Here is an 11954-nt window from a genome sequence, read left to right as displayed (position 1 = left end):
CAATCTGAGCCAGGATCAAACTCTTCAGTTCAAACCTAAGCTAATCGTACTTCTGGTCCGCAAGGCCACGATCCGAAGATCGCGCTACTTGCTGGTGCCAGTTTCTTGCCGAAGCCAGAAACTCACACCTATCGGTTGTTCGATTTATTAAAGAGCGGGCTGCGTCGCGTTGTTTCGTTTGCGCTGCAGCGAGGAGGCGAACTATACCCACCCCCTCCCGCGACGTCAACACCTTTCGCGACAAAAATCGCGAAAAAAGCGTGCCGCAAACACAAAATTCCACTAAGCCATTGATTTTTCAAAACTTCAACCCAAGCCTGGCGCCAGGCATGAACGTCAATGCGCGCGAAACCGCTCCCGACAAGCAGATCACCGGTCCCTTCCCCTTCCACCGATCCAGGCCCGGCAACCGACCGACGACCGCCACCCATGCAAAAGGGCCGCTGACGCGGCCCTTGCGGAAAGACGAAGCAGGTTGGCCGAGCTCGGCCAACCTTCCGTCCTTAGCGGCGCAGCTTGGCGAACGCCGCCGCCATCGCGGTGTCGCCTTGCGGTTCCTGGCGCGACGGGCGACGGTCGCCGCGGCCCTGCACGCCGGTGCCGCCGGCCGAGCGGTTGGCCGAGCGCGACTCGAGACTGTCGTTGAGTCGGGCGGTCAGCGCGATGCGACGACGCGGCACGTCGACCTCGAGCACCTTGACCTTGACGATGTCGCCGGCCTTGACGACCTTGCGCGGGTCGTCGACGAACTTGTCCGACAGCGCCGAGATGTGGACCAGACCGTCCTGGTGCACGCCGATATCGACGAAGGCGCCGAAGTTGGTGACGTTGGTCACCACGCCTTCGAGGATCATGCCCGGCGTCAGGTCCTTGATGTCCTCGACGCCATCCTGGAAGGTGGCGGTCTTGAACTCGGGACGCGGGTCGCGACCGGGCTTGTCGAGCTCCTTGAGGATGTCCATCACCGTCGGCAGGCCGAAGCGCTCGTCGGTGTAGTCGGCCGGGCGGATCGTCTTCAGGTAGGAGGCGTCGCCGATCAGCTGCTTCACCGGGCGGCCGGTGCGCGCGACGATGCGCTCGACCACCGGGTAGGCTTCCGGGTGCACCGACGACGCGTCGAGCGGGTTGGCGCCGTTCATGATGCGCAGGAAGCCGGCCGCCTGCTCGAAGGTCTTCTCGCCGAGACGCGAGACCTTGAGCAGCTCCTGGCGGGTCTTGAACGCGCCGTGCTGGTCGCGGTAGGCGACGATATTGGCCGCCAGCGTGCCGTTGAGGCCGGAGATGCGCGTCAACAGCGGCACCGACGCGGTGTTGACGTCGACGCCGACGGCGTTCACGCAGTCCTCGACCACCGCGTCGAGCGCGCGCGCCAGCGCGCCCTGGTTGACGTCGTGCTGGTACTGGCCGACGCCGATCGATTTGGGATCGATCTTGACCAGTTCGGCCAACGGGTCCTGCAGGCGGCGCGCGATCGACACCGCGCCGCGCAGGCTGACGTCGAGGTCGGGGAATTCGCGCGCGGCCAGCTCGGACGCCGAGTACACCGACGCGCCGGCCTCGGACACGACGATCTTGGTCATGCCCATTTCCGGGTATTTCTTGATCAGCTCGGCGGCGAGCTTGTCGGTCTCGCGGCTGGCGGTGCCGTTGCCGATCGCGATCAGCTCGACCTTGTGCTTGGCGCACAGCGCGGCCAGCACCGCGATCGAGCGGTCCCAGTCGCGACGCGGCTCGTGCGGGTAGATGGTGGCGGTGTCGACCAGCTTGCCGGTGGCGTCGACCACCGCGACCTTGACGCCGGTCCTGAGCCCCGGGTCGAGGCCGAGCGTCGCGCGCGGGCCGGCCGGCGCGGCGAGCAAGAGGTCGTGCAAGTTGGCCGAGAACACCTTGATCGCGTCGAGGTCGGCGGCGTCCTTCAAGCGGCCGACCAGTTCCAGTTCGAGCGACAGGAAGATCTTGGCGCGCCAGGCCAGCCGCACGGTGTCGAGCAGCCACTTGTCGGCAGCACGGCCGGCGTCCTTGACGCCGAAGCGCGCCGCGATCAGCTCTTCATAGGAAGATCGCTGCGTGATCGGCGTCTCGTCCGGCTGGTATTTGAGCGCGAGGCTGAGCACGCCCTCGTTGCGACCGCGCAAAAGCGCCAGCGCGCGGTGCGACGGCGTCGACTTGATCGGCTCGCGGTGCGCGAAGTAGTCGGAGAACTTGGCGCCCTCGACCTCCTTGCCTGCGACGACGGTGCCGGCGAGCTCGCCCTCGTTCCACAGCTTCTCGCGAAGTTGGCCGAGCAGTTCGGCGTCCTCGGCGAAGCGTTCGATCAGGATGGCGCGCGCGCCGTCGAGCGCGGCCTTGGCGTCGGCGACGCCGGCTTCCGCGTTGATATAGGTCTCGGCCAACGCTGCCGGGTCTTGCGACGGGTCGGCCAGCAGGCTGTCGGCCAAGGGCTCGAGCCCGGCTTCGCGCGCGATCTGCGCGCGGGTGCGGCGCTTGGGCTTGTACGGCAGGTAAAGGTCTTCGAGCGTGGTCTTGTTGTCGGCCGCGTAGAGCGCCGCTTCGAGTTCGGGGCTGAGCTTGTCCTGCTCGGCGATGCTCTTGAGGATGGCCGCGCGGCGCTCGTCGAGTTCGCGCAGGTAGACGAGGCGCTCGTCGAGCTGGCGCAGCTGGGTGTCGTCGAGCCCGCCGGTGACTTCCTTGCGGTAGCGGGCGATGAAGGGCACGGTGGCGCCGCCGTCGATCAGTTCGATGGCGGCGGCGACCTGCGCCTCGCGGACATTCAGTTCGGCCGCGAGGCGGCGGGCAATGCTGGGCAACATCGGCGTTTCTTCTGGTTTGTTGCGAGAAGCGCCGAGTCTGTCACGGCCGCGCGGCGAAGATCAAGCGGCGACGGGGTTTTCGAGCCAGGCCTGCGCCTCCTCGACGGTGTCGAAGTACTGGCAGCGCGTCTTCGACAACAGGCCGGCGATATGGGCGGCCAGCTTGATCCAGATATCGGTGACGACGATGGCGACGCGGCCGAAGTCGGCCTCGTGCTCGCGCACGAAGCGCAGCTCCTCGAGCGCCATGTCGAGCGTGAAGTCCTTCAGGTCGGCCAGGTCGAGCAGCACGTCGGGCTTGTCGCGCTCGGCCAGCCTTTTGGTCAGCGCGTCTTCGAACAGCTTGAAATCGGCCAGGGTGAATTCGTTGTAGAGGGCAACGTCGAGGCCGTAGGCCTGCTCGCGGATCGAGATCATGGCGTGCTCCATGCGGGGTGAATGTCGTTTTGATTCTAGCCCCGCGGCGCGGCTTTGCGTTGACGCCGGACAAGACGCCCGGCCGCTCAAGCGCGCCGCGCGGCGATCAGGCCCGACAGCACGACGGCGCCCATTGCGACCATGCTCGCGACCGACAAGGCGTCGCCCCACAGCGCCCAGCCCATCAGCGCCGAGAACACCACGGTGAAGTAACCGAAGCTGGCGGCGAGGAATTTGCGCCCCTCCTTGTAGGCGCGCGTCATCGCCAGCTGGCCGGCGGTGGCCGAGGCGCCGAGGCCGGCGAGGATCCAGACGTTGGCCGAGGTGATGGGGCTGAAACGGTGGAACAACAGCCAGACTAGCGACAACAGGGTCGACACGCCGGTGAACCACCACACGGTGCGCCACTCGGGCTCGCCCATCTGCCCGAGCTCGCGCACCTGGAAGATCGACGCGCCGGCGAAGAAGCCGGACAGCAGCCCGACGAGCGCGGCGAACCAGGTCTGGCTGTCGAAGGTCGGCCGAAGCAGCGTGACGATGCCGGCAAAACCGATCAGCAGCGCGCAGGCGACGCGACCGCTCAGTCGCTCGCGCAGCCAGATCACGCAGATCAGCGCGAAGAACAGCGTCGAGGTGTAGTTGAGCGTGACGGCGGTCGCCAAAGGCAGCGCGGTGATCGCGTAAAAAAGACAGACGATGGCCGCGTAGCCGGTGAAGCTGCGCTTCAGATGCGCGCCCCAGTTGTCCGACAGCACGCGCTGGCGGCGCGCGCCGACCAGCGCCGACACGAAGGCGAAACCGATCAGCGTGCGGTAGAACAACAGTTCGGCCGGCGAGAAGTACGGCTTGCCGAGCTTGACGAACACGCCCATCGCCGCGAAGCAGAACGCCGCGACGATCATCCAGCCGGCGCCGAGCCGGCCGGTGGCGAGCGCCTCGCGCCAGCCGCTCATCGCCCGCCCCGCGGCGCCGGCAGCGGCCGCACCGACGCGCACAGCGTCATCAGCGCGCGGCGCACCGGCGCGAACTCGGCGGCGTTGGCCGAGCAACGCGCCTCGATCATCGTCTTCCTGCCGACCCGCTGGTACAGCCGGTACTCGCGCCGTACGATCCACAAGCCGCCGGACACCAGCCGCGCCTCACGCACGTCGGCGAACAGGCGCTCCTCGGCGCGGTTGTACTGCAAGGAGCGCGCCGGCTCGCGGTCGCCGTCGGCTTTCTTCAGCCGGCGCGCGAGACGGTCGAGCGACTCGCCCGGCGCGAGCGGACGGATCTTGACCAGCACCTCGATCGCCGCGCGCTCGCGCTGGTCGGCCTTCGGCGGTACGACGCGCCACTGGCGCGCGCCGTCCTGACGATAGGCGCGCACGCGCCAGCCGTCGGGCAACTCGAAGCGCAGCGCGCCCTGCGGGTCGCGGTAGACGGCGGCCAGGGCTGGCCCGGCCAGGGTCAGGCCGAGCGCGAGGATCAGGATTCGGGACAGAAACGTAGGCATGGACGGAAAAACAAAGGCGCGGAACCGGTCCGCGCCTCGTCATTGTGCCCGCGGGCGGGCGTTTGCGCCAGCGTCAGCCGGCCAGCGCGTCGCCCATCAGCCGGCGGTAGTACTCGTGGAAGTGCTGCATGCCGTCTTCGGTCGGCGACTGGTAGGGGCCGACTTCGGAGCGGCCGGCCAGCCACAGCGCCTTGCGGCCCTCGTGCATGCGGTAGCAGATCTCGTCGTCCTCCTTGGCCGTCTCGTAGTAGGCGGCCTGCTCGGCCTCGACGAACTCGGGCTCGAACCAGACGACCTCTTCCGGGTAGTAGAACTCGGTGATCACCGTGGTCTTTTCCGGACCGCGCGGGATCGCGACGCTGACCACCAGCACGTGCGGATACCACTCGACCATGATGTTCGGGTAGTAGGTCAGCCAGATCGCGCCGAACTCGGGCTGCGTCTGCTCGTAGCGACGCAGCACTTCCTCGTGCCACTTGCCGTAGACGCGCGAGCCGGCGCGCGCCAGCCGGTTCTTCACGCCGACGGTCTGCACGTGGTAGTGGTCGCCCCACTCCCACTTGAGGTCGCCGCAGTCGACGAAGTTGCCCAGCCCCGGGTGGAACGGGTCGACGTGGTAATCCTCGGAGTAAACCTCGATGAAGGTCTTCCAGTTGAAGTCGTACTCGGTGCTGTGCGCGCTGTGGAAGGCGTAGCCGTCGAAGCTCATATGCTTGGCGACGCCAAGCTTGGCCAGATCCTTGCCGATATCGCGGCGCGCGTCGAACAACAGGCCGTTCCAGCGCGTCAGCGGCGTCTGGTTCAGGTTCAGGCATGGCGTTTCCGGGAAGTGCGGCGCGCCGATCAGCGCACCTTCCTGGTCGTAGGTCCAGCCGTGCAGATTGCACACGATATGGTTGCCGTTGCCGCGTCCCTTGTAGATCACCGCCTGGCGATGCCGACAGACGTTGGAGATCAGCTTCACCTCGCCGTCGACGTTCTTCAGCATCTGGCCATGACCCAGCCACTCGAGCGTGTGATAGTCGCCGGCGTTCGGCACCATCAGCTCGTGGCCGTAATAGCGCGGCGCGTCGCCGAACAGCAGTTTCTGCTCGAGCGCGTAAAAGTCGGGATCGAAGTAGACGTGGACCGGCAGCTGTGCCGCGGACGCCTTGAGAAGTTGCGAAGAAGCCAGATCAGACATTATTCCCACACCCCCATCAACGAAGGTTTAAGACCAGCCGAATCCCGCTCGATATAACGAGGTTTACGGATTACTTGTTTGCGAAAGACGCGCGCGACACGGACGCCGCGAGCCCGAGGGGGGGGATTCTGTCCCAAATCCCCCCCCGGGGCAAGCGCGCACGGCAAATAATTTGCAAAAAAACGCGCCGAAGCCAAATTGGTGCAACAAATCCGCAGCAGACGGCATTTAGCCGGCGGCAGCGCGAGTCAAAACAAGACCTTGTACCGGCCTCGCCGGCAAGATTTCCACGCCCGCCCACCGGCTGTCTCGCCCATCGTCTGCGGCAAATCGACGACAGCGCGCCGGTGGCATCCCCCGCTTCTCCCGCCCGCCCGATTGATGCATTCAAACATTTGTTTTATTTTCGATCCACGCCCCGCGCGGGAGCGAAAACAACAACGACATCGCGCCTTCACGAGGCAGCGACTACAGAGGAAGGAACGCCGCATGGCCCTGCAAGCTGTCACCGAATGGTTCATCCCCGAGCGCGTGCGCGAAGAGCACGACGCGCTGATCCGCGCGCGCACCGTGGTCGGCGTCGCGCTCTTGGCGGGGGTGATCGCCCCGCTGTTCGCCGTGTCCTATTTCAAGCTGCACCACCCGGCGATGGCCTGGGGCATCCTCGCCGGCGGCGCAGGCCTGTTGGCCGGGCCGCCGCTGCTGCGCGCGAGCGGCGCGATCGGACTGGTCGCCCACTACGTGGTCGCCTGCATGTACGGCATGGTGTGCTGGATGGTCTACGTCAACGGCGGCATCCTGTCGACGAGCAGCGTATGGTTCGCGTCGATCCCGTTCGCCGCGGTGTTCGTCGGCGGCCGGCTCGCCGGCCTCGTCTGGTCGGCGCTGACGCTCGCCGCCATCGCCGTCGTCTTCCTCGCCTCGAACGCCCCGGGCGCGCTTCCCGTCTCGCCGATCGGCGCCGAGCACCACCCGCTGCAGCAGGCCAAGTCGCTGGTCGGCCTCTCCCTCGTCGTGCTGTCGCTGGCGACGGCCTACGACCGCGCCAAGGCACGAAGCCTGGCGAAGCTCGACGCCGCGCGCGCCGACGCCGAGTGCGCCAGCGCGGCGATCGCCGCGCTGCTGGCCCAGGTGACCCGCTCGATCGGCGCCGCGTCCGGCGAGAGCCGCGACATCGCCGCCAGCACCGAATCGATGGCGCGCACCATGGCCAAGCAGCGCGCCCGCGCCGAGGGCATGATGGCGACGGCCGAGGCGATGGCCGCGATGTCGAGCGAGCACGCCGCCGAATCGGACCGCGCACGCGAAGTGGCGCGCGCCGCCGGCGAGGCGGCCAGCGGCGCCGGCGACGCGATGGACGCGGCGGTCGCGCAACTTGCGTCGGCGCGCGCGGCGATCGCCGCGGCAGCCGGCCGGCTCGACGAGCTCGGCCAGAAGAGCGCCGAGGTCAACGGCATCGTCAAGCTGATCCGCGACATCGCCGACCAGACCAACCTCTTGGCGCTGAACGCGGCGATCGAAGCGGCGCGCGCCGGCGAATCGGGCCGCGGCTTCGCGGTGGTCGCCGACGAAGTCCGCAAGTTGGCCGAGCGTACGCAGAACGCGACGCAGGACATCGACCAGAAGATCTCGCTGATCGTCGACGGGACCGAGGCCGCAATCGTCGCGATGCAGGACGGCAACGCGCAGATGCACGCCGGCAGCGAGCACGCGGCGCACGCGCAACGCACGCTCGGCGCGACGATAGACGGCACCCACCGGCTGGCCGGGCTGCTGGCGGCGATCGCGGCCGCCGGCGAGACACAGAAACGCGGCTTCGCCGACTTCGCCGCCGACACCGCCGCCGTCGCGGCGACGACGCGCGCGCTGTCGGACGAAACCGGCCACATCGCCGACGCGACCGGCCGGCTCGACAGGCTGATGGCCGAACTGGGCGAGTCGGTCAGACGACACGACCAGCCGGCGGCCTGACGACGAGCTCCCGGGGCTGAGCGCGGCCGGACGGCACGCCAGCGAGCGGGGCGCGGGTCGGCCGGCTGTTCCCGGCGCCCGCCCTGCACGCTCGCTGCCGGGCGACAAAGACGCGGCGGGGCACGCCGCCGTGCCGGCGCGGCCGCTCTGCTATAATCGCCGGCTTGACCTTCGACTCCGCTCTTTACGCCGCATGACGACGCCCGTCCCGTCCCTGGCCGACCTCAAGGCCGCCCTGCCCCATTGCCTGTTGCGCGACCAGCACGCGCTGCGCCGCAAGCTGTCCGACGCCGTCGAACGCATGAAACGCGGCCAGCCGGCCGACCGCCTGCTGGCCGATATCGCCGCCCAGATCGAACGCTCGCGCGAGCGCGTCGCCGCGCGCCGCGCGCACCTGCCCCGCCCCGAGTTCGACCCCGACCTGCCGGTCAACCAGAAGTTGGCCGAGCTCAAGGCGGCGATCGACAAGAACCAGGTGACCATCATCTGCGGCGAGACCGGCTCGGGCAAGACCACGCAGATACCGAAGATCTGCCTCGAGCTGGGACGCGGCGTCGCCGGCCTGATCGGCCACACGCAACCGCGGCGTCTGGCGGCGCGCTCGGTGGCGACGCGCATCGCGCAGGAGCTGAAGTCGAGCATCGGCGAGGTGGTCGGCTTCAAGGTGCGCTTCACCGACAAGACCTCGGAGAAGAGCTACCTGAAGCTGATGACCGACGGCATCCTGCTGGCCGAGACGCAGACCGACCGCTTCCTGACCGCCTACGACACGATCATCATCGACGAGGCGCACGAGCGCAGCCTCAACATCGACTTCCTGCTCGGCTATCTGAAGCAGCTGTTGCCGCGCCGGCCCGACCTCAAGGTCATCATCACCTCGGCCACCATCGACGCCGACCGCTTCGCGAAGCATTTCGACAACGCGCCGGTGATCGAGGTCTCCGGCCGCACCTACCCGGTCGAGGTCCGCTACCGGCCGCTGAGCGAGCGCGACGAGGACGAGGCCGAGATCGAGATGGAACAGGCGATCGTCGACGCGGTCGACGAACTTTCGCGGCTCGGCCCGGGCGACGTGCTGGTTTTCCTGCCCGGCGAGCGCGAGATCCGCGATACCGCCGAGGCGCTGAGGAAATCGCCGGTCCGCGGCTACGAGATCCTGCCGTTGTTCGCGCGCCTTTCCAACGAGGACCAGCAGAAGATCTTCCGCCCCTCGGGCGGCCGTCGCGTGGTGCTGGCGACCAACGTCGCCGAGACCTCGCTGACCGTGCCCGGCATCAAGTACGTGATCGACACCGGCCTTGCGCGGCTGAACCGCTATAGTCCGCGCGCCAAGGTCGAGCAGCTCTTGGTCGAGAAGATTTCGCAGGCCGCCGCGCGCCAGCGCGCCGGCCGCTGCGGCCGCGTCTCGAGCGGCGTGTGCATCCGCCTTTATTCGGAAGACGACTTCAACGCCCGTCCGGCGTTCACCGACCCGGAAATCCTCAGGAGCAACCTCGCGGCGGTGATCCTGCGCATGGCGGCGCTCAGGCTAGGTGAGGTCGACCAGTTCCCCTTCATCGAGGCGCCGTCGTCGCGGCTGATCGCCGACGGCTACCAGGTGCTCTTGGAACTGGGCGCGGTGACCGAGCGCAACGAGTTGACGCCTATCGGCCGCGAGCTCGCGCGCATCCCGGTCGACCCGAAGATCGGCCGCATGCTGCTGGCCGCGCGCGAGCAGCACTGCGTGCGCGAGATGCTGATCCTCGCGTCGGCGCTGTCGATCCAGGACCCGCGCGAGCGGCCGTTCGAGGCGCGCGAGGCGGCCGAACGCGCGCAGGCGAAGTTCAAGGACGAGGGCTCGGACTTCCTGTCGTTCATCGCGCTGTGGGACTTCTTCGACGACGCCTTGAAGCACAAGAAGTCGAACCGCCAGCTGATCAACGTCTGCCACGAGCACTTCCTGTCGCACATCCGCATGCGCGAGTGGCGCGAGCTGCACGGCCAGCTCGCGCAGATCGCCGCCGACCTCGAGCTGCGCCTGAACGACACGCCGGCCACCTACGAGCAGATCCACAAGGCGCTCCTGACCGGCCTGATCGGCAACGTCGGCATGAAGTCGCTCGACGGCGACGACTACCTCGGCGCGCGCGGCAGCCATTTCCACATCTTCCCGGCCTCGGGACTGAAGAAGGCCAAGCCGAAGTGGCTGGTCGCCGCCGAGCTGACCGAGACGTCCAGGCTCTACGCGCGCTGCGTCGGCAAGATCGACCCGGAATGGATCGAGAAGCTCGCGCCGCACCTGGTCAAGTCGCACTACTTCGACCCGCACTGGGAAAAGGCGCGCGGCGAGGTGGTCGCCAGCGAACGCGTCACGCTGTACGGGCTGACGGTGATCCCGCGCCGCCCGGTCAGCTACGGCCGCATCGACCCCATCGTCGCCCGCGAGCTGTTCATCCGCGGCGCGCTGGTCGCCGGCGAGTATTCGAGCAACGCGCCGTTCTTCCAGCACAACAACCGGCTGATCCGCGAGGTCGAGCAGCTCGAACACAAGGCGCGCCGCCAGGACGTGCTGGTCGACGACGAGGTGCTGTTCGGCTTTTACGACAAGCGCATCCCGGCCGAGGTGGTCGACGCGGCCAGCTTCGAGGCGTGGCGCAAGTCGGCCGAGGCCGAGGAGCCCAAGCGCCTGTGGCTGACGCGCGACTACCTGATGCAGCACGCGGCCGAGAACATCACCGAGGAGCAGTTCCCCGAGTGGCTGGACACGCCGGACGGCCGCCTCAGGCTGCGCTACCGCTTCGAGCCGCGCCACCCGCTCGACGGCGTGACCGTCGACGTGCCGCTGCCCATCCTGAACCGGCTGACGCCGGCGCCGTTCGAATGGCTGGTGCCAGGCATGATCCGCGAGAAGCTCGCGCTGCTGATCAAGGGCCTGCCCAAGCAGATCCGCCGCAGCTGCGTGCCGGTGCCGGACTTCGTGACCCGCTTCCTCGACTGGAAGGTCGACCGCAGCGAGCCGATCGCGCCGCAGCTGGCGCGCTTCATCCTGCGCGAGACCGGCGGGCTGAAGGTCGAGGCGGACGACTTCGCTGGCATCGAGCTGCCGGCGCACTGCCTGTTCAACTTCCGCGTGATCGACGACGGCAAGCAGGAACTGGGCATGGGACGCGACCTGATCGAATTGCAAAAGCAGTTCGGCCAGGCGGCGCAGCTGGCGTTCTCCGACAGCACGCTCGACATCGAGCGCGACGACGTCAAGACGTGGGACTTCGGCGAGCTGCCGGCGTCGATCAAGTTCGCGCGCGGCCGCGCGCAACTGACCGGCTACCCGGCGCTGTGCATCGAGGACGACAAGGTCGCGATCCGCCTGTTCGACACCGAGGCCTCGGCCAACGTGGCGATGCGCGCCGGCGTGGTGCGGCTGATCCAGTTCCAGTTGAAGGAGCAGATGAAGCAGCTCAGGAAGGGCCTGCCCGGCTTCACGCAAACCGCGCTGCTCTTGCGCGGCGTCGCCAACTCGGACGACCTCCTGGAAGACGCGATCGCCGCGATCTGCGACCGCGCCTTCATCGGCGACGACCCCTTGCCGCGCAACGAGAAACAGTTCAAGGACCAGGTCGCGCGCGCGCGCACCAAGCTGCCGGCGGTCACCCAGGCGGTCACCGGCTACCTCAACCAGATCGCCGCCGAGTACCAGACGCTGAACGCCAAGCTCGCGAAACACCGCCTCGGCGTGGAACTCAAGCAACAGCTCGACCGCCTCGTCTACAAGGGCTTTCTCGCCGCAACGCCGTGGGAGCAGCTGCCGCACCTGCCGCGCTACATGAAGGCGATGGGCTTGCGCATGGACAAGCAGCCGGCCAACCCGCAGCGCGACGGCCAGCGCGGCGCCGAGGTGCGCGAGTTGTGGAAGCAGTGGGAGACGCGCGTCGCCGAGGAGGAACAACGCGAGGGCGCGTCGGCCGAACTGTTGGCCTACCGCTGGCTGATCGAGGAATTGCGCGTCGGCCTGTTCGCGCAGGAGCTGAAGACGCCGTTCCCGGTGTCGGTCAAGCGGCTGCAAAAGGCGTGGAACGAGCTGCCGCGCTGAGCCGCCACC

General features: G+C 67.9%; 7 protein-coding genes. 2 read left to right on the top strand and 5 right to left on the bottom strand.

Annotated features, from left to right (window positions below; genetic code table 11):
• Positions 1-503 precede the first annotated feature (503 nt).
• The 5 genes from EV683_RS07930 to EV683_RS07910 form a co-directional block, all read right to left on the bottom strand.
• Positions 504-2810 (bottom strand): Tex family protein, encoded by a 2307-nt coding sequence (locus EV683_RS07930; protein ID WP_131862428.1) that lies wholly within the window; start codon positions 2808-2810, stop codon positions 504-506.
• Positions 2811-2870: 60 nt separating this feature from the next.
• Positions 2871-3227 carry a SpoIIAA family protein gene (locus EV683_RS07925; RefSeq protein ID WP_066609856.1) on the bottom strand — a complete coding sequence of 119 codons (357 nt, stop codon included), beginning with the start codon at positions 3225-3227 and terminating at the stop codon, positions 2871-2873.
• A gap of 86 nt (positions 3228-3313) precedes the next feature.
• On the bottom strand, positions 3314-4180 hold the full coding sequence (locus EV683_RS07920; protein WP_243694740.1) for a DMT family transporter: 867 nt from the start codon (positions 4178-4180) through the stop codon (positions 3314-3316).
• Positions 4177-4722: a hypothetical protein gene (locus tag EV683_RS07915; protein ID WP_131862427.1), complete on the bottom strand. Its 546-nt coding sequence runs from the start codon at positions 4720-4722 to the stop codon at positions 4177-4179. The genes EV683_RS07920 and EV683_RS07915 overlap by 4 nt, the downstream gene beginning before the upstream one ends.
• Positions 4723-4795: 73 nt before the next feature.
• On the bottom strand, positions 4796-5905 hold the full coding sequence (locus tag EV683_RS07910) for an aromatic ring-hydroxylating oxygenase subunit alpha (protein ID WP_066609683.1): 1110 nt from the start codon (positions 5903-5905) through the stop codon (positions 4796-4798).
• Positions 5906-6394: 489 nt separating this feature from the next.
• On the opposite strand from EV683_RS07910, the gene EV683_RS07905 reads away from it, so the two are divergent.
• Both EV683_RS07905 and hrpA read left to right on the top strand, forming a co-directional pair.
• Positions 6395-7876, top strand: a complete 1482-nt coding sequence (locus tag EV683_RS07905) for a methyl-accepting chemotaxis protein (protein WP_131862426.1) — start codon at positions 6395-6397, stop codon at positions 7874-7876.
• Between the two features lie 193 nt (positions 7877-8069).
• Positions 8070-11945 (top strand): ATP-dependent RNA helicase HrpA, encoded by a 3876-nt coding sequence (hrpA, locus tag EV683_RS07900; RefSeq protein WP_131862425.1) that lies wholly within the window; start codon positions 8070-8072, stop codon positions 11943-11945.
• Positions 11946-11954: the final 9 nt, after the last annotated feature.

This window comes from Crenobacter luteus (genome assembly GCF_004345725.1).
GTDB lineage: Bacteria > Pseudomonadota > Gammaproteobacteria > Burkholderiales > Chromobacteriaceae > Crenobacter > Crenobacter luteus.
This window is presented reverse-complemented; position numbering and strand designations above follow the sequence as displayed.

What these genes read in the sequence shown, in the direction of transcription:
- EV683_RS07930 (WP_131862428.1), bottom strand. Translation starts at nt 2,810, where the DNA reads ATGTTGCCCAGCATTGCCCGCCGCCTCGCGGCCGAACTGAATGTCCGC.
- EV683_RS07925 (WP_066609856.1), bottom strand. Translation starts at nt 3,227, where the DNA reads ATGATCTCGATCCGCGAGCAGGCCTACGGCCTCGACGTTGCCCTCTAC.
- EV683_RS07920 (WP_243694740.1), bottom strand. Translation starts at nt 4,180, where the DNA reads ATGAGCGGCTGGCGCGAGGCGCTCGCCACCGGCCGGCTCGGCGCCGGC.
- EV683_RS07915 (WP_131862427.1), bottom strand. Translation starts at nt 4,722, where the DNA reads ATGCCTACGTTTCTGTCCCGAATCCTGATCCTCGCGCTCGGCCTGACC.
- EV683_RS07910 (WP_066609683.1), bottom strand. Translation starts at nt 5,905, where the DNA reads ATGTCTGATCTGGCTTCTTCGCAACTTCTCAAGGCGTCCGCGGCACAG.
- EV683_RS07905 (WP_131862426.1), top strand. Translation starts at nt 6,395, where the DNA reads ATGGCCCTGCAAGCTGTCACCGAATGGTTCATCCCCGAGCGCGTGCGC.
- hrpA (WP_131862425.1), top strand. Translation starts at nt 8,070, where the DNA reads ATGACGACGCCCGTCCCGTCCCTGGCCGACCTCAAGGCCGCCCTGCCC.